Annotated in this window: 16 protein-coding genes; 7 read left to right on the top strand and 9 right to left on the bottom strand. The window is 44.1% G+C overall.

Annotation, left to right across the window (positions count from 1 at the left end; translation table 11 throughout):
* The first annotated feature begins 65 nt into the window (after positions 1 to 65).
* Together menD and ACT7WV_RS07815 are read left to right on the top strand one after the other, a co-directional pair.
* Positions 66 to 1898: a 2-succinyl-5-enolpyruvyl-6-hydroxy-3-cyclohexene-1-carboxylic-acid synthase gene (gene menD / locus ACT7WV_RS07810; protein ID WP_445102357.1), complete on the top strand. Its 1833-nt coding sequence runs from the start codon at positions 66 to 68 to the stop codon at positions 1896 to 1898.
* A 635-nt stretch (positions 1899 to 2533) separates the two neighbouring features.
* A complete protein-coding gene (locus tag ACT7WV_RS07815; protein ID WP_445102358.1) occupies positions 2534 to 2944 on the top strand; it encodes a hypothetical protein in 411 nt (136 codons plus the stop codon).
* A gap of 26 nt (positions 2945 to 2970) precedes the next feature.
* On the opposite strand, the gene ACT7WV_RS07820 is transcribed toward ACT7WV_RS07815, so the two are convergent.
* The gene (locus ACT7WV_RS07820) at positions 2971 to 4446 is read right to left on the bottom strand and encodes an isochorismate synthase (RefSeq protein WP_445102359.1); all 1476 of its coding nucleotides are present in this window, start codon (positions 4444 to 4446) and stop codon (positions 2971 to 2973) included.
* 413 nt (positions 4447 to 4859) lie between these two features.
* On the opposite strand from ACT7WV_RS07820, the gene menA reads away from it, so the two are divergent.
* The 3 genes from menA (at position 4860) to ACT7WV_RS07835 (ending at position 8269) form a co-directional block, all read left to right on the top strand.
* Positions 4860 to 5765 (top strand): 2-carboxy-1,4-naphthoquinone phytyltransferase, encoded by a 906-nt coding sequence (menA, locus tag ACT7WV_RS07825; RefSeq protein WP_445102360.1) that lies wholly within the window; start codon positions 4860 to 4862, stop codon positions 5763 to 5765.
* The gene (locus tag ACT7WV_RS07830; protein WP_445102361.1) at positions 5765 to 6748 is read left to right on the top strand and encodes an o-succinylbenzoate synthase; all 984 of its coding nucleotides are present in this window, start codon (positions 5765 to 5767) and stop codon (positions 6746 to 6748) included. Before menA ends, ACT7WV_RS07830 begins: the two co-directional genes overlap by 1 nt.
* A gap of 120 nt (positions 6749 to 6868) precedes the next feature.
* Positions 6869 to 8269 (top strand): 2-succinylbenzoate--CoA ligase, encoded by a 1401-nt coding sequence (locus ACT7WV_RS07835; protein WP_445102362.1) that lies wholly within the window; start codon positions 6869 to 6871, stop codon positions 8267 to 8269.
* A gap of 8 nt (positions 8270 to 8277) precedes the next feature.
* Here ACT7WV_RS07835 and ACT7WV_RS07840 read toward each other — a convergent pair whose 3' ends face one another.
* From ACT7WV_RS07840 to ACT7WV_RS07860, 5 genes are all read right to left on the bottom strand, one after another.
* Positions 8278 to 10182, bottom strand: a complete 1905-nt coding sequence (locus ACT7WV_RS07840) for a serine/threonine protein kinase (protein ID WP_445102363.1) — start codon at positions 10180 to 10182, stop codon at positions 8278 to 8280.
* A gap of 159 nt (positions 10183 to 10341) precedes the next feature.
* Entirely contained in the window at positions 10342 to 10743 is a 402-nt protein-coding gene (locus ACT7WV_RS07845; protein ID WP_445102364.1) for a response regulator, read from the bottom strand.
* A gap of 56 nt (positions 10744 to 10799) precedes the next feature.
* Positions 10800 to 11198 carry a response regulator gene (locus ACT7WV_RS07850; protein WP_445102365.1) on the bottom strand — a complete coding sequence of 133 codons (399 nt, stop codon included), beginning with the start codon at positions 11196 to 11198 and terminating at the stop codon, positions 10800 to 10802.
* A 72-nt stretch (positions 11199 to 11270) separates the two neighbouring features.
* Positions 11271 to 13307, bottom strand: coding sequence for a sensor histidine kinase (locus ACT7WV_RS07855; RefSeq protein WP_445102366.1), 2037 nt, complete (start codon positions 13305 to 13307; stop codon positions 11271 to 11273).
* 235 nt (positions 13308 to 13542) lie between these two features.
* Entirely contained in the window at positions 13543 to 13950 is a 408-nt protein-coding gene (locus tag ACT7WV_RS07860) for an acyl-CoA thioesterase (RefSeq protein WP_445102367.1), read from the bottom strand.
* Positions 13951 to 14237: 287 nt separating this feature from the next.
* Here ACT7WV_RS07860 and ACT7WV_RS07865 point away from each other — a divergent pair, with 287 nt between their 5' ends.
* Together ACT7WV_RS07865 and ACT7WV_RS07870 are read left to right on the top strand one after the other, a co-directional pair.
* Entirely contained in the window at positions 14238 to 14564 is a 327-nt protein-coding gene (locus ACT7WV_RS07865) for a hypothetical protein (protein ID WP_445102368.1), read from the top strand.
* A gap of 219 nt (positions 14565 to 14783) precedes the next feature.
* On the top strand, positions 14784 to 15521 hold the full coding sequence (locus ACT7WV_RS07870) for a peptidylprolyl isomerase (protein WP_445102369.1): 738 nt from the start codon (positions 14784 to 14786) through the stop codon (positions 15519 to 15521).
* An 83-nt stretch (positions 15522 to 15604) separates the two neighbouring features.
* Here the strand turns inward: ACT7WV_RS07870 and ACT7WV_RS07875 are convergent, their stop codons facing one another.
* From ACT7WV_RS07875 to ACT7WV_RS07885, 3 genes are all read right to left on the bottom strand, one after another.
* Positions 15605 to 17149 (bottom strand): DEAD/DEAH box helicase family protein, encoded by a 1545-nt coding sequence (locus ACT7WV_RS07875; RefSeq protein ID WP_445102370.1) that lies wholly within the window; start codon positions 17147 to 17149, stop codon positions 15605 to 15607.
* Between the two features lie 101 nt (positions 17150 to 17250).
* Positions 17251 to 17508: a hypothetical protein gene (locus ACT7WV_RS07880; protein ID WP_445102371.1), complete on the bottom strand. Its 258-nt coding sequence runs from the start codon at positions 17506 to 17508 to the stop codon at positions 17251 to 17253.
* Between the two features lie 271 nt (positions 17509 to 17779).
* Positions 17780 to 18637 (bottom strand): FG-GAP and VCBS repeat-containing protein, encoded by an 858-nt coding sequence (locus tag ACT7WV_RS07885; RefSeq protein ID WP_445102372.1) that lies wholly within the window; start codon positions 18635 to 18637, stop codon positions 17780 to 17782.
* Positions 18638 to 18661: the final 24 nt, after the last annotated feature.

Below are 18661 nucleotides of genomic sequence, written 5' to 3' on the forward strand. Positions count from 1 at the left end.
CTAAAAGTGGGAGTGAAATCAGTCTTTGCCTGGAATCACCGATTACTTCTATTCCATCGTCGCTAATGGCCATTGATTTTCGCAACACTAATACCGTTTGGGCGTCCATCTTGACAGAAACCTTAAAGCGCCTAGGGTTAAACACAGCTCTCATTTGTCCAGGGTCACGCTCGACCCCTTTAGCCCTTGCTTTTGCCCAGCAAAGACTGATAGAAGCTATTCCGGTTTTGGACGAGCGCTCTGCGGCTTTCTTTGCTTTAGGAGTCGCCAGAGCGACTAGCCATCCGGTTGCCCTGATTTGCACCTCTGGAACCGCAGGCGCTAATTTTTACCCAGCGGTGATTGAAGCGACTGAGAGTCGTGTACCCTTGTTAATCTTAACTGCTGATCGTCCCCCAGAACTGAGAAATTGTCATTCAGGACAAACGATTGACCAACTGAAATTATATGGCAACTACCCCAATTGGCAAACAGAATTAGCAGTTCCTTCTGTAGAAATCGGGATGCTTAGTTATCTGCGGCAAACGGTTGTTCATGCCTGGGAGCGATCGCTGTTTCCTATTCCTGGACCAGTTCATCTTAATATTCCCTTTCGTGAACCCTTAGCACCTGTACCTCAACTCGACATTGATACCTTACCACCCATCTTTCAACTCGAAGAATTCTTCGCTGGGATCACTCGTCGCTCATTGCGGCAAGAAACAGGACTAATGACAAAAGACCAGGGACACACAATCCACAAATGGCGGCAATGTAACCAGGGTATGATCATTGCTGGACCTGCCCAACCCCAAAGCCCCAGGCAATATTGTGAGGCAGTTGCCCAGATTTCTCAAGTCTTAGAATGGCCTGTAATCGCGGAGGGACTCTCACCAGTCAGAAACTATGCAGAACTCAACCCCGATCTAATTTCTACCTACGATATTATCTTGCGTAATCGCCAACTTGCGCAACGGCTAAAACCAGAAATGGTAATTCATCTAGGTGAACTACCAATCAGTAAAAATCTCCAGGCTTGGTTAGATGAATATCAACCCCAACGTTGGGTTATTGATCCAGATCACCACAACCTCGATCCCCTCCATGGCAAAACAATCCATCTGCGTATATCTGTAGAAGAGCTTGGTAGTTGGTTAAAGGAGTTAGGGACTAAAAGTTGGCAGCTACAAAAGTTTAAATTTGCCAGTGAATATGAGAAGTCACTATTGCCTCTACAGTATTCAAGCTTAAGTTACCGACAAAGATGGTGTGAAGCCCAGAATCGGGTAAAGTCAGCTATTGACCAGAAAATGGTCAGCATGAATCGGTTATTTGAAGGTAAAGCGGCGTGGCTACTTTCCCAAATCTTGCCCTCAGGAACACCACTATTTATTGCCAACAGCATGCCAGTTAGGGACGTTGAGTGCTTTTGGTTCCCTGGCAATACTGGTGTCCAGCCTTGGTTTAATCGAGGTGCTAATGGCATTGATGGCACATTATCGACAGCCTTGGGTATTGCTCACCGTAACCAAAGCAGTGTCATGCTCACCGGAGACTTATCTCTGTTGCACGATACTAATGGTTTTCTAATAAGAAATAAGTTTGTTGGTCATTTAACTATTATCTTAATTAATAACAATGGGGGCGGCATTTTTGAAATGTTACCTATTGCTAAATTTGACCCACCTTTTGAAGAATTCTTCGCCACCCCGCAAAACGTCAATTTCTCTCAGTTATGTCTTACTTACGGAGTTGAATATCAGTTGATTGAGTCTTGGGAACAGTTAAAGCAGTTGCTAAATCCACTTCCGACTCAACAAGGAATCCGAGTTTTGGAGTTGCCAACTGACCGCAAAGCAGATGCTAGATGGCGTCAAGAAAATCTGGGAAAATTAGCAGTAGATCTTGGTAAAGTTTAGAAGGGATAGTCGGCAACATACTTTCCTACTTAGGGAAGATGTGGGAGAATCCGGCGATTCTCTAGACTTGGATGGAAAAAAATTTTGATAATCAGGTTAAATGCGCCTAGGCGAGAGATTATGCTGGCGCAGTTTCCTCATCAACCGTTGAGCTTGGCGATAGGAAGATGCAAATGATGCAGAACACCATGGAGAATAGTGGCAGAATGCCATTATCTACCAAATTATGCCTTGGAGCTTCCTTGATACCGCTGACAACGACACCAGAGATCTTAATGGGATTGTGAAAAGCTAGATTAGAGCGCCAGTCTTGGCGTTTTGGCTCGCTTCAACAAGGCTCTCAGGTTTTACCCATTTCTTTTACGTAAATTAATCTTTTGTTAAACTTCTAAAGTTTTGTAATTAAGTATTTAGAATTGGTAAGTGCATTCAACCATGATTCATTCTTAAGAGCCTCCGACTTCCCAAAAAGAGTTTGAGTAAAAACCAATTTAAGTTTAATTATCCCCAAGGAATTAGGAAATTAGCTCTTTCGAGTGATTAAAAAATAGCAGAAGAGCCAAGCAGCTTAACTTTCCATTCAAAGCCTAGCCCGAAAGGTTTAGGTGCATTCTACTTTTGGAGAAGATCAAATCATGAGCTACTTTTTGAGACTAATCTCTTTAGAAGCCAATAAAACTGGTGCAGACGGTTGGTTTAACGATGATGATGAGCTGTATATCAAGGTCAATGGCGAAAAGGTTTGGGAAGATGATTTGAATACCGGGGATATGGTCTATTTTGACGAAACCGAGGGCTTCGTTGACGATATTCAGAATTCTTTTGTGTTCGACAATACAGCAACCATCTCATTTTACGACGAAGACGGTGGTATTTTTGGTGTAGAAGAAATAGCTGGCGGCGATGACTTTCTAGGTAGTCATACTATTCAACCGACAAGCGTCGATCCCTTGACAGAAATAGTTAACTTGAGTGGCAGCGGCTCGGAATACACACTAACTTACGAAGTCACGCCGAATTTTGCCAATACCTCCCCGTTTTTCTAAGTAGGATAAAACACAAATATAAGAGTTCACAGCAAAGCTTTCAGCAGTGCCTGTAATTTGAGTTTAATTTCTGCGAGTTCTTTATTAGCGTCAGAACCAGCAACAATTCCAGCACCAGCGTAGAGCCTAGCATAATAAGCATCTGCGCTAAGTTGGGCTGGCTTTTCGCTTTCAATTAAAGCAGAGCGAATACCGACAATAAATTCACAATTATCTTGATGATCTACCCAACCTAAAGGAGCAGCGTACAGGCAACGATCAAAAGTTTCGTAGCGGCGAATCTGTTCTTGAGCAATTTTAGTAGGTACGCCGGCAACTGCTGGTGTGGGGTGCAGTTGAGCGACTATTTCTAGTGGGTGTACGTTAGTAGGTAGTTGAGCTTGAATTGGTGTCCATAAGTGCTGGATATTGGAGAGTTGTCGCAGTTGAGGTGTTGTTAGTAACTGGGGAATCAAACCTAACTCAGATAAGCGTTCGGTAATAAAATCGAGCACAAATTGATGTTCGCGCCTCTCTTTTTCACTACAGAGTAAACGGTTAGCTAATTCAGCATCTTTAGCAGCGGTTTTGCCTCGCGGCGCTGAACCCGCTAGAGCATCTGTAGTTAACTGATATTTGTCAATAGTAATCAGGCGTTCAGGACTAGCACCAATAAAGTTTTGTCCCTGACCATTACTGGTAGAGAAAATATAGCAATCCGGATGACGTCTACGCAATTTGTCAAGAGAATTAACCAGATTAAAGGGCATGGGTGAAATAACATCGACGGCACTCGCAAGTACAATTTTGCTGAGTTTCTCAGCCTGAATCGATTTTAAGGCAGATATAACGGATGATTTAAATTGCTCCGTATTTTTGCTATTGGGCTTAATGAAATTTTGACGTTCCGGAGTGTTAAACCTGAAAATTCTACGATTACAGCAGTTAATGGTTTGTACCTGTTTGTGTAATTTTTCTAATAAAAACTCTAGATTGCTATGGGCATTAACAGTTATATTTGCCACTAAGATAGAGCTGCCCCGATATTGAGAGATTTGCCACTTGGGAAGAAATATAGTAGCAGCAGGGAAAGGTGACGCTTCAGTTATTTTGTCAGCAAAAAAGGTGAAGCTACAGAAGAAATGAGGCCCGGAAAACCTGGAATCTAAGTTGTCATGAATAATCGTATTTTTCAGACAAGTGTTAATAAATTTTCGTGCTTTATCAAAGCGACTAGTTCCTTCAAAAGTCGCAGAGGTAGCTGTATCGATTGCTGCTACTGCTTCTCTTCTATTAATATTTTCTAGGTAGAATTGTCGCTGTTCCGATTTTGCCCCTGGAGTTGCAGTGATTTTGTCAATGTCCTGAAAAACTACTAAGGGATCGAGTTGGGAAATTTCTTGAGAGATACTGATAATCTGTTGGTGATTTTTTTTAATAGCTTGCTGTTGGCTAGTGCACAAGAGTTGATATAGTTCTTTGTGGTCTTGGAAAAGATTGGCGCGATACGGGGTGAGTGTCATAGAATCTGGGATGGTAAATTTTTTTGAAGTTCTGTTCCTAAAATCCGATTGACAATGGTGGGATATCTCAAGAGACACACCGGCTCCCGACCTAACCCCCGGTGTCGATTGACACTCTCCCTTAGATCAGGGCTAACTCCATTTGCCCGCTAGGGATAGCCCAAGTCCCTACAGACAGTACAGATTAGCAGTTCTATAGTACAGACTTATTCATGGTATCGAAGAAACAATCACCGACCGGGTGATCACTAAGGCTGCCAGCAATATATTATGGTTCTACTAACTCATCGTCCAACTAGGACGCGGCAGCAATTAACTGCCCAGACTTGCTCTTAAGCATGTGCACATCCTTACCAAAAAAGCAAGGAGTGTAGCAACATTTTGGGTTTTAGTTATTTAATAAATTCTGTCTAATGGCTACCAGTTTTGTTAAACAGTCAAATAGCAGATTGTGGCTCGCTGCAATCAAACCGCCCATGTACAGCGTTGCTATTATCCCAATTTGGGTGGGAACTGCCGTGGCTGTGGCGGAAACGAAAACGATTGACTTGAGGATATTTTCCACCTTCTTAACGTCAGCCATCTTGATTATTGCTTGGTTAAACCTAAGCAACGATGTCTTTGATTCAGAAACTGGTATTGACGAAAATAAAGCTCATTCTCTGGTTAATTTAACGGGCAATAAACCGCTAATTTTCTGGCTGAGCAACTTGTTTTTGATCGTAGGTCTTCTAGGTATATCAGCGATCGCTTGGTGGCAGCAAGACCTAAGTGTGATTGGGTTAATTCTTCTGTGCTGTGCCTTAGGCTATACCTACCAAGGGCCACCATTTCGCCTTGGCTATCAAGGACTGGGTGAGATTATTTGCTTTGTTACCTTTGGCCCGATGGCGGTAGCAGCAGCTTACTACTCTCAGACGCAAACCTGGTCACCTTACTTTCTGGCCGCCTCGGTGATTGTCGGTATAGCGACTAGTGTGATTTTATTTTGCTCTCATTTTCATCAAGTCGAGGACGACTTAGCCGCAGGAAAGCGATCGCCAATTGTCCGCCTTGGCACCAAAAGAGGAGCTCAGGTGCTAACTTGGTTGGGTAGCAGCATTTATGCCTTCACCGTTTTATTTGTGATCTTGGGCATTTTCTCCGTCTGGACGTTACTGATCTTGCTCAGTTTACCCCTTGCCCTTCAGTTATTTCGCCACGTTAACCAGTATCACAACCAGCCAGAGTTAGTGAGTAATTGCAAATTTATTGCCGTGGGGATGCATTTCTGTAGTGGTCTACTCTTAGGGTTGGGGTTGGTACTCACAGGTTGGTAATGCAGTATCACTGCCAATTTTATCCTTACCGCCGTCTTTTTAAGCACCCCCTCTCTACCAGTCATGGCAACTGGGATGTTCGGGAAGGAATTATTCTCCGTCTCACCGATGACGCAGGACAAGTTGGCTGGGGTGAAGTTGCTCCCCTTGACTGGTTTGGTTCTGAAACCTTGGAGCAAGCTCTGAATTTCTGCGATCAACTGGGGAGTAAAATTGGAGCTAGTACTATCCACAACATCCCTACAGAACTACCAGCTTGTCAATTTGGCTTTGAGTCGGCCGAGGAAATGTTGGCTGATACTCTCCAGCCTAGCTTGAGCGGTCATTCAATAGCCTACAGTTTTCTCCTACCAACGGGCGAAGCGGCTTTGGAGTCGTGGCAAACAGGGTGGAATCAAGGTTTTAGCACCTTTAAATGGAAAGTTGGTGTCGCCTCTGTTGAGGAAGAACTTCAGATATTTGACCAGTTGAGGCAAGTGCTACCTAGCGGTGTACGGTTGCGCTTGGACGCCAATGGGGGACTCTCAACCAAAGAAGCTCATCAGTGGCTCAGAGCATGCGATGATGTCGAGATAGTGGAATTTTTGGAACAGCCGCTACCCGTGGGACAGTTGGAGGCGATGTTAGAGATGACTCACCAATATGCAACTGCGATCGCCTTAGATGAATCTGTAGCTACGCTTGACCAACTGGAAGTTTGTTACCAAAGGGGATGGCGAGGGATTTTTGTGATCAAGCCTGCGATCGCTGGTTCTCCCAGGCGTCTTCGGCAATTTTGCCAAGAACACTCGATTGATGCGGTGTTTTCTTCGGTTTTGGAAACTACGATTGGCAGAAAAGCTGCCCTCCGGTTGGCAAGGGAATTATCTGGTAAAAATCGCGCTTTGGGTTTTGGTGTTACTCAGTGGTTTCAAGAGGATGGGGAAATTTGGCTTAAAGAGTTGCTTGAGAGTTCAGCAGTTGTTGAGCGTCTGCTTCAATGATTGATAGGAAAAATTAACCACAGATGGACAAGAGATGAAATGAGATGGATAGGGGTAGAGTATGCCTCACAATTTATCTAGGATTGCTAGTTGTTGCAGTTAATCAGTAATTTCTCTTTAATGCAAGAATTGTTAGGGCATCTTAAACAACGCGCCACAGAAGATTGGCTGATTGGTCACGACAGCCGTAAGTTGTCCGAACTTAGCGAACAGCTATTTTTAGAATTAACTAAGCTTCAGTTGTCAAGTCAACCGCTCAAAATTCTTTTGGCGGAGGAAGATCCAGTGCGTTTTTTGGCTTGTTTTGTGGCTGCTTGTGCTGCTGGAAGCCAAGTTTTTCTCTGCAATCCTCGTTGGGTGCCGCGAGAATGGCAACAAGTCGTGGAGATTGTTGAACCGGATTTAATTTGGGGACAATTGCCTTCTCTGCCTTTCCCCCTCATGCCATCTCCCCGTTTCCCCATCTCCCGATGTTCCCCTCAACAATCTGCCAGGATTATGATTCCCACTGGCGGATCGTCTGGTAGAATCCGCTTTACTATTCATAGTTGGGCAACTTTAACGGCATCTGTGCAAGGGTTTCACCAGTATTTTGGTCAGAAGCCGATTAATTCCTTTTGTGTTTTACCTCTATATCACGTCAGCGGCTTAATGCAGTTTTTGCGCTCTTTGACTACTGGTGGACGCATGGTAATTGAGCCGTTCAAAGCTTTAATCGCAGTTAAAGAATGTGATTTAGACCCTAGAGAGTTTTTCATCTCCCTGGTGCCTACCCAACTAACACGGTTGATGGAGTTAGACTTTTCTCCTTGGTTATCCTGCTTTCGGACGGTACTTTTAGGCGGTGCCCCGGCGTGGGGTTCACTTTTAGAAGAGGCAAGACGCCACAGTATCCCCTTGGCCCCCACTTATGGCATGACGGAAACCGCTTCTGGGGTGGTTACTCTTCAATCAGAAGACTTCCTCAAAGGTAACCATAGCTCTGGTCAGGTTTTACCCCATGCCCACGTAAAAATTTGTAACGTTGCGGGTAATGTCTTAGCTGCTAACCAAACTGGCATGATTACGATCAAGGCAGATTCCCTTGCCCTGGGCTACTATCCCGAAAGCTTTAATCAACAGCAGTATTTAGCAACTGACGATCTAGGATTTTTTGATGAGCAAGGTTATTTACATATAATTGGGCGTCGCAGTAACAAGATTATTACCGGTGGTGAAAATGTCTTCCCGGCTGAAGTAGAAGCCACAATTCGAGCAACTGGACTAGTTAGCGATGTCTGCGTCATTGGCTTACCTGATCAATATTGGGGCCAGGTAGTTAGCGCTATTTACGTTCCCCGTTCCCTTAAAGTTTCTACTGCGACGCTGGAAAAAGAAGTAGCAACTAAATTGAGTAAATTTAAGCTTCCTAAATATTGGTTAGCGCTGGAGAATCTACCACGCAATAGTCAAGGAAAGGTGAACTATCAGGAACTTAAAAGAGTGGCTGAGGTTTCATTAAAAAGATGTTTGCCACAATAATCCCCTCTCTACGGCTTAATTAGATGTTGCTCAGATTGACGGTACTTAGCAATCAATTGGCGTCGATTAATTGGTGTATAAAGCACCAGAGTCACTAATGGTAAACCTGTTCCTAGCAGACTGAAGATAACCCAGGGATTTCGCAATCCTACTTCCCAACCAATGCCTAAGCTGATACCATTAGCGATCGCTAGTAGTGAGACGCCAGCAGCAAAACCAAGACTAAACCCTCTATTGACGAAATTTGCCGCGATCGCTTTAACCGCATGTCCTAATCCCGCCCCGACTAAAACCTCTAAGATAATCCCCACCAAAATCCCAAAGCAACCGCCAACCAACAAAAAATTACTCGGTAAAGTTTCTGTCTGAGAGCCCAATACAGCCATAACCACAGCTCCCATTACTGTACTAAACAAAACCCGACATACAGCTTTAGAGACAGGATCTTGTTGAGCCATCAGTATCGTACCAAAAGAAACTCCAGCCCCAGCACCAAACCAAGCACCAGCATCACTCCCCAACTGAACTCCCATCAAAGTTCCCAAAAAAGTTACAAATAAAATCCCGGCTAAAGGCCAACTTCCCGCCACTAACGAAACGATAGTCCTTACCAGAACTACAACCATTATCACAGCGACAAACAAATTCCAATTCTCAACTACAGCGGCCGGCCAAACTGCTGCCCCGGCTAAAGTAACAGCAGTTAAGAACAGCATGACTAAGGAGATGTAAGGTATTTGCTGAGTGCCAATGGGTAGAGGGGCTGTTCGCAGTTTAATGGTCAAATTCTGAGTCTCTGGCGCGGCATTTGTATGCAGTAAAATCTGACGTTCATAGACTCGATCTGCCATCAACTTAGTGGTATCAATCGTAATTGCACAGTTGGCAGAATTACTGGCAAATTTTGCTGGAGTTAAAGAAATCCAAGCATGAGTATCGGGAGTATGGGGTGGGTCACTCGGATGGGGTGCTACTTGCCAATTAGCTTCTAAAATTGTTTCAGGAATTGAGTTGCTAATTGTAATCGTCTGCGTTAGCTTTTGACCTAGTTTTGCTGCCTCTAAATTAATGCTTGATTGGCTCAGTTTAACTTCTGGTAAACGAATCACATAAAGCGGTTTTAGAGCTTCTAGTGCAGCTTCGGCATGCTCGAAGCGGTCATTAAGATTTGGCTGTACCAGCTTTTGCAGCCATTCAATGAACCGGAAACTCAGTTGAGGAACTAGAGACTGGAAATTAAGGCGAAAGCTACTATCAATTAAGTTGGTGAGTTCAATTGATCTTGTTCCTGTTAGTAAGCAGACTAACGTTGCTCCTAAACTATACAAATCAGAGGCTTTGCTGAGAGGACGATTTAACAATTGTTCTGGCGGCATGAAACCAGTGGTTCCGGCTACCATACTACTCAGTGCTACTACTTCTCCTCCACCAATTCGGGCAAATCCAAAATCAACTAGATAAACATTAAGTTGGTCATCAACTAAGACATTTTCTGGCTTAATATCTCGATGGATTACAGGAGGAATCTGATTTTGCAGATACACCAAGATTTCTAAGAGTGAGACGGCAATTTGCTTGAGTTGATCTGGGTGGAAACTGCGTGGGACAGACAAAGGTAGGGCGTTTTTGTATTCTTGAACCAAGCAAAGACCATCACCAGGATCGAAAGAATTGAGGTAGCGGGGAATACCGGGATGATTAAGACTGCGTAGCACTTGCATCTCCCTTTCCACGGCTTTGTGACCTGACCAATCACTGCCTAAAGTAGCAAACCGAAACTGCTTAATTACTACAGTTTGTCCAGTTTGCCGACTGATGGCTTTGTAGGTGAATCTTCCACCTTGGTAGTTGTAGCCTAGTTGTTGATTTACCTGATAGCCGTTACTGCTGAAATCCGGGTAGTTGCTCATCATGGTCAGGCGGAACTCATCTGTCTTTGAAGTAGGAGACGCCCGTTAAACTCGCAGAGATCAAGAGGGAAAATGTCAATCCTACTTAGACTTAAATTCTGCCTACAAAGTATCAAACCCGGATGATTTTAGAATTAAAGCAAAAGACAGGCAAAGCTACAGTCAATTTTGATGTACTTTGGAGGGCAGCAGTCGATTTATTTCCAGTAACATTTCTTCTATGTCGCCATCTTTTGCTAAAAAACCATCCGCGAGGGGACAGAGTTTTTTGCCTTCGGAAGCAGGGTTTCTACTAATCCACCCAGTGAAGAGAATAAGTAAGGGTGGCTCTGGTAAGGTTTTCTTTAAATAGGTGATTAACTCACACCCATCTTTAATGTTGATATCTTGGTAATAGGGTTGAATACTTAAGTCAATCATGACTAAAGCATAGCGATTAGCTTCAATTTGCTTTAAAAAAGAAGTGGTGTTTGTAAAAGTTGCCACCTCAAAATAATTACCCAAGAAATATCCCATCAATTCGCAAATTTCTTGGTTATCATCTAACAAAGCTATTTTATACATTTTTAGTTGCCTATAGAGGACTATTATTTGCTAGCTAATTAAGCTGTAGATTGTAATCATGTTTTACCTTGGGCCAGTTGTTCCAAAGCTGCGACAAGGGACTCAAAATCTAGAATAGGTTTTGCATAAAATGTATCCGCTTGAGAGGCTTCTAAAAGGCGTTTCCGCTCGTTGACTAAGGCATAAGCTGTCACCAACATAACGGGAATACTGGCAGTTTCGGGCTGATTTTTGAGCAGGCGCGACAGGTCTGCTCCGCTAACTAGTTGACCCTCCCACTGAGCTCCTGGCAGATTAACATCCATCATTACCACATCTACATTTCCTGATACGCACTGCTGGAAAATTTCTGTGGGTTCATCTGTAATATATGCCTGATGCCCCCCAATGCACTGAATGAGTGTAGCTGTGGTCTCAGCCAAAATTTTATCATCGTCTACGATCAGAATTTTCATATCAAGTTGCAATCAACAGTATTATTCCTACTTAATCAATTGCGTTTTACCCCCTCTCCTAAGTGTATTTCTTTAGGGGGAAGAGTTGAGGATAGTATTTTCGGGTAAAGTAAATGTCGCTATTGTACCCAGATTTTTTCCAGCGCTATTCAACCAAATCTTGCCGCCCATCAGTTCGACAAATCGTTTACAGATAGATAGACCCAGACCAGTGCCGCCGTAACGCCGTTTGATCGAGCCATCTTCCTGAACAAACGGTTCTAGCAACAGTGATTTTTGATTCATCTCAATGCCGATACCAGTGTCAGTGATCACAAATTCAACCATCGGCTGATCTGCTAGTTGACTAACTCTAAGGTGGATTGTGCCGCCATCAGTAAACTTGAAGGCATTAGAGAGGAGGTTAGTCAGAATCTGTCTCAGCTTACCTGGGTCAGCATAAACCTTCTCAACCTCACAATCAATTATTAAAGAAATTCCTTTCTGTTGGCTTTCGATGCTAAATAGGTCGCGCTGCTCTTCTAGAAGCGGCTTGAGATTAACTTGCTCCCAATCTACCGTCATGCGACCTGCCTCAATTTTGGCAATGTCTAAAACATCATTAATGATCGCAACTAAGTTTCTCGCCGACTGATCAGCTAACTGAACATATTTGTTTAAGTCGTCTTCGCTTTTATAGAAACCTTTTTTGATAATTTGCAGACAGTTCAGTGTAGAGGCCAAGGGAGTGCGCAATTCATGGCTAGTAGATGCCAAAAAGTTAGACTTCATGCGGCTGGACTCTTCGGCAGCAGCACGAGCAATTGTCAGTTCTAGGTTACGCTTTTCTAACTGGTAGAGCCGATTTTGCATTACCGCCATAGCCAGATGAATTCCTAGTGACCGAATTAGATCGATATCTTCGTCAGTCCATTCAGGGGGTTGGTTACTTTTTTGCTCTCGCCATAGTTCAAAGGATTGGCGAGGCAACTGCTGGCGCTTATCTTCCTCCCAGTATCCTGCCCAGGGTATTTCAATATCAAAAGCGTTGCGGAAGATTGTCAAGCAGCCTAGGTACTCATGACTATTATGTTGGAGAGGCATTACCAACATGCCGCGAATCGGCGTGGGTTGGAAGATCTCGACTACAGATTCTAGTCGGGGGTTTTGATAGATGTCCGAGACGACTTCCAGGTTGGGGAAATCAGTATAAGAGGCAAGTTCGCCCAGAGGATGCATCATTTCTTGCCAGAAGGAGTGTTCTTCTAGCAAGCCAGCAGGCTCTTGAGATAGCGTTGAACCAGTACCGTAGGTATAGAGAGCCAATGGGCTGCTATCAATTGAGGGCAGGTACAGTCTGCCACCAGAACCACTAACAGCCCTCACAGTTCTTTCAAGGACTAGTTGTAGGATTTCTTGAATATTTCGCGGTGAGTGCAGCAGGGGAGTGATCTGATTGATGATCATTTCCTGTCGCACCTGTCTACGCGTTTGACTCAGGAGTTCTGATTGAGCGATCGCTACTGAGAGTTGATCCGCTATGGGTTGTACCAACAGCAAATCTTCTTCACAAAAAGGCGGCGGTTGCGAGTTATGAGACACCAGCAGCCCCCAGAGATGCTGTTGAGCGAAAATTGGCACTACTAAAGAAGATGTCACTCCCATCGCGGTTAAGTATTCCACATGGCAGGGGTCTACGGGGCGTTGCAGGATATCTTCAATTGGCTGAGCCTGGATTTCTTCAAGAGTCAGATTCCCTGTAGTGGCGGGAGCCTCCCTGCGACTGAGGATAATTTTTTGAGCCCCTACATCGACAATAGAGCGCTGACGCGCTTTGATAAACATTTCACGAGACTCAGGGGGAATATCTCCTGCGGGAAAGTTGAGTCCTAATAAAGAAGGTAAGCGGTTTTGGTTGACCGACTCTGCAATTACTTGCCCACTACTATCAGGATGAAAGCGGTAAATTTTGACCCTATCTGTTTGCAAAAGGGAGCGTACTTCTGCAACGGTAGCAGACAAAATATCCTGTAGCTCCAAAGATTGACGGATACGGTTAGTTATGCGATGCAACAATCCTCCGTATACCAGCATGCGGGTCGCATCCTGATTTTTGTTTGAGCGACTCATTTTTGTTGTTCCATGAATTTTGTTTGTTAAGTTTGTTATCTTTATTAATGGGATATTATTGTATTATATCAATTTTTTTTGACAATTTTTATTAAGCTGGGACGACTATTTTTCTTCGTTGAGATTAGATAGTTGAGTCGGCTGAAGTTTCCCCTGAGCGACAAAAGTATACAGTCTGAAATATGCCAATAATTGTCAGGAAAATTACTTCCCTTGGCGCTCAGAAGCAATCATCCTAACCACAGTCTAGCCATTGGTTAATTACCTCAGGCAGTGGAGTTCTGGTTCTACTGATGGGATTAATGCAGACATGGCGGGTAATAGCTTGTGCTAATCGCTGCTCCCTTAAGGCTGCGGCAAAAATTTGATAATTAATCTCAAAGGCTGTGTTGCTTATTTGCTTAGATTCTAACTGAATCAACACTTGGTCACCACAAAACATTGGTTGTAAAAAGTCCACGGCAGCATGAACAATAGGAAAAGCAGTAGCCGAATTACTAACAAATGTCTTGAGATTGATGTGACATGCCGCTAAAGATTCTTCATAGGCTTCATGGCACATCACCAAAACATTAGCGAAATAGACGACGCCAGCAGCATCAGTATCGACTAGGCGAACAGTACGGTTATAAGTAAAAGGCATCTTTAAGTTTTTTTAGATGTGAATGAGCTTCCGGTTAGCTTCCTAGTGCAGAACAATTATGGCAAACAACAGAAGACTATGCTCTCTTAGTCCTTAATTGGATATTTGAGGTTAAATCTAAAACTGACTCCTTAGTTCTTCGCCTGTTTTTTGTAAAAGATTGTTAAAAATAACAGACAGTTTGCATAAAAGATTTTTCCGTCAGTGATTAATAAACAGAGAGAAGACAAAGTAATTAACTCTCACATCCAACACTCACTACTTTTTATCTTTGGAGAAGAAGCACCATGGCTAAACTGTGGCTCAAAACTCTTAAAGCCTACGCCAATCAAGAATGGCCTAGGGACGAACTCTACATGAAATTAGATGGTAGCAAAGTCTGGGATCAAGGAGGCGTGGAAGTCGGCGATAGCTTCTATATTGGTAAAACCTATGATATCAGCGGTTACTCTGATAAGATTGACCTCTTTGAAGATGATTCTTGGCCCAATGGTGACGAATATCTCGGCAGCCATACTGTCTACAATTGGGAAACTGGCTTGGGTGAACAAACAGCTACCTTCAACCTAGAAGGGTCTAATTATCAACTGACCTATGAAGTTTACAATGCTTAATTTACAGTATTACTCAGTTAACACTACCGAGTAAGTGTTGCCTGTGGGAGTTTCCCTTTTGAGGATTGACCACTTCTGAACGGAGTCTCCTTCAGTCATAGTAACGGGCTGCACTCAACTGATCAAGTAGTTTGACAACCAGCTACCCATTACTTTCTGATATCTTAGTGCTGACTTTATTCAAGAAAGTGTCATGTAAGCAGTCCCACTGTATCAAATATGAGCCAGGTTTTACAAGTCAGAAACCAAGCAATAACCACAGAAAAAATCTTCACTCTGCTGGCAAATTACCAGATGCTGCCTCAATTTTTGCGCGAGGTAATTATTGACCAAGCGATCGCTTCTTTTGGCTGCACGCCTGAGGAAATAGCTAGCGCTTGTCAGCAACTTTATCAAAAATATCAGCTATCCTCTGACTTAGAGCGTCAGGAGTGGCTAGAAAGTTATGACATGACTCAGGAACAACTAGAAGTTTTAGCCATACGAGAAACAAGAATTGAGAAATTCAAACAAGTTACCTGGGGCCACAAATTAGAACCTCACTTCCTGCGTCGCAAGCGGGAACTTGACCAGGTGATTTATTCTCTGATACGCACTCAAGATGAAGATTTAACTGGCGAACTCTATTTCCGTCTGCAGGAAGGAGAGCAATCCTTCGCTGAATTGGCTAGAGAATATTCTTGTGGCCCGGAGGCGCAAACCGCCGGACTAGTGGGACCTGTTGAACTCGGCAAACTTCCCTCAGTTTTGAGTGATATGTTGTATGCCAGTCGAGTTGGTCAACTTTGGTCACCCAAGGTTCTGGGATCCTGGTTGATAATTGTGCGCCTCGAACAACGTATCCCGGCTATTTTCAATAAATCTATGGGTCAGCGACTACTCAGTGAACTCTTTGAAGACTGGGTGCAACAGCAACTGGTGGAATTAGCTAGTAATGGTTCAATATCGCTCAATTGAAAGATTAGGAACGGCTGATCGCAAGGCATAGAACTAAACATAAAACAGCCACTAATGACCAAGAATCGGTTGAGAAAGTTTGATCAACTATCCGGTATTTCATCTTCTCCCCACTTGGCTGGAGGCTCAGCTGCTTTCGGCGTTTTGGTGGGATTTACCTCATAAATCGACGGTGAGGGCAGAATTTCTAATTGTTGATGCTGGGGTTTTGGTTTTTCTCGCTTTTTGCCTCTGGTTTGCCGAGTTGCCTCATTTTTTGTTCCTAACCCCCGCCGACGCTCAGAAGTACGTTCTTCACTAGTATCTTCTGACACTACCTCGTAAAGAATAGCGAGTTTATTCTGATCAGTGCCCTTACGTAAAACTCTACCCAATCGCTGCACATACTCACGAATCGAACCCGTACCCGATAAGATAATTGCCACGCGAGCATCTGGCACATCGACACCTTCGTTAAGAACGTGGGAAGCAACTAAACTTTTGTATTCTCCCTGGCGAAAACGAGTCAGTATTTCATGGCGTTCTTTTACTGGGGTTTGATGAGTAATTGCGGGAATAAGTAACTCTTGAGAGATCCGATAGACAGTAGCATTATCGTTAGTAAAAATCAGAATCCTTTCTGGGTAATGCTGGGCAAGTAAGTCAATAAGTATTTGCAGCTTACCATCTGTACATAAAGCAATTTCTTTAGCTTCCCGATGCGCTAACATGGCTTTTCTGCCTGCGGATGAGCGAGCACTCGCCATGACAAATTGCTGCCAACCTTCCATACTACCTAGGTAAATTTTCGATTCTCTCAAAAAATCATTGCGGAGTTTAACGCAAGCGCTGTAGCGATCGCGTTCTCTTTGGGAGAGCTTAACCTTAATTTGCACTATCTTATGCTCTGCGAGTGCCTTTCCTCCCAGTTCTTCCGGTGTCCTGCGATATACTTCTGGACCAACTAAGGCGGCCAGTTCCTGATGCCGGCCATCGGCACGTTCTGGGGTGGCCGTTAGTCCCAATCGATAGGGAGCGATCGCATATTCCGCAATTACCTTATAAAAGTCTGTGGGTAAGTGGTGGCACTCATCAAAAATTAACAACCCGTACAGATTACCCAGAGTTTCCGCCTGGATAGCCGCACTGTCATAAGTAGAAATCAGGATAGGTGTGCGATCGCGTGAACCTCCCCCCAGTAAACCCACCTCGACATCAGGAAACGCTGCCTCCAGTTGAGCATACCACTGGTGCATTAAATCCAGCGTTGGCACCACAATCAAAGTACTGCGGGGTGTGGCTTGCATTGCCAGTTGAGCCAAATATGTCTTACCCGCAGCCGTAGGTAGCACAACAACTCCCTGGCGTCCCGCCTGCTTCCAGGCTAAGAGGGCCTCACTTTGGTGGGGGTAAGGTTCCATTTCCAAGCGAGAAATTAGTTCTAAAGGAGCAAATTCCTTGGCTTCATCAACAAAATTAGCCCCCTCTGTTTGTAATGCTTCCACCAGTAGACGATAGTGCATACCAGGGATACGAAACTTCTCAATGCGGTCATCCCAAGTAGCATAATCCACCCAAGCTTTCCCTCGGGGTGGTGGATGTAAAATTAGAGTTCCTCGGTCAAACTTTAATTTAGAGGTACGAACCATCAGTAGAAGCACCGAAAACCCCACACCCCAAGACAAGGGTTAGTAGGAGGATAGATAGGTTTTTGAAACTATTGGGGCAAAAATCTCAGAGAGCAACAATTTTAGTTTACTCTCAGATCGGATTTTATCGGCAGTACGACTTGAGGGCGCTTAAAAAAGAAAATCAGAGATGATGATCCGGCGTCTTCTAAAACAGTTATTAACTCCCAACCCTCGTTCCCTAAGTGGTCTAAGCCTTCTTTTCCTCCTTTACCCTGAAGAGCTTGAGTCAGTTTAGGGTCTTCCGCCTCGATAATTATCCTTAGGTAACCCACCTGAGTAATTGTGGCTCTGAAAGTAAGATATTCCCATTTTTGCATGTTGAGATGAGCTTAAATTGTTGTTGATAATTACCCATAGAACACCCTGGTTATCTTTGCTGATCAGTGAAAATTTAACAATAAAAAATGAAAAAGCATTTTCTTATTTTAGAACCTACTCCTTTACCCCTAAAAGAAAACTCCTAGTTGCTCATCCAGCTAGGAGTTTCTTAAGGTTTAGCGTATCAACCTGGTTATTTTGGTTGGAGGGTAGTTCTTTGAGAATCGAGAACGATTACTTGCTGATTACCAATATCCTCATTTAGTCAAGCTACAGAGAAACTGCAAGAGGGGGAGGTGCGATATTAAACAGATTCAGTTCCTCATTAATAGTGAAGCTGGAACTACCAGGCAGTGCAGCACCGAATAAATCGCCATTTTCATTGGCTCCAAGTCCTGCTTGATCAAGCCCTTGGTTGGCCACTAAGCCACTCACAGAGCCATGGAAGATAAAAGCGTATCCTGATTGCGGATCGGCTCCTGGAGCTTCGCCGGGAGCGCCTACTGCCAAGTCATCGAAACCGTCGTTATTGAAGTCTCCCACCGTTAAAGCGGCACCAAAGAGATCACCATTTTCGTTGGCTCCGAGTCCTGCTTGACTGAGGCCTTGACTAGCTACTAAACCAGTAGTAGAACCCTTGTAGACAAAGGCGTATCCCGATTGTGGGTCGGCTCCTGGAGCTTCACCGGGAGCGCCTACTACCAAGTCATCAAAACCGTCATTATTAAAGTCTCCCACCGCCAAGGCAGCGCCAAACTTATCACCATTTTCGTTGGCTCCAAGTCCTGCTTGATCGAGTCCTTGGCTGGCCGCTAAGCCGTTAGTAGAACCCTTGTAGACAAAAGCGTATCCCGATTGTGGATCGGCTCCTGGAGATTCGCCGGGAGCACCCACTACCAAGTCATCGAAACCGTCGTTATTGAAGTCTCCTGTCGCCAAGGTAGCACCGAACTTATCACCATTTTCATTGGCTCCGAGTCCTGCTTGATCGAGTCCTTGACTAGCTACTAAACCAGTAGCAGAACCCTTAAACACAAACCCGTATCCTGATTGCGGATCGGCTCCTGGAGCTTCGCCGGGAGCACCCACTACGAGGTCATCAAAACCGTCATTATTAAAGTCTGCCATGGCTAAAAACTTCCTTGAACCTTA

This window comes from Symploca atlantica LB2515, assembly GCF_052546295.1.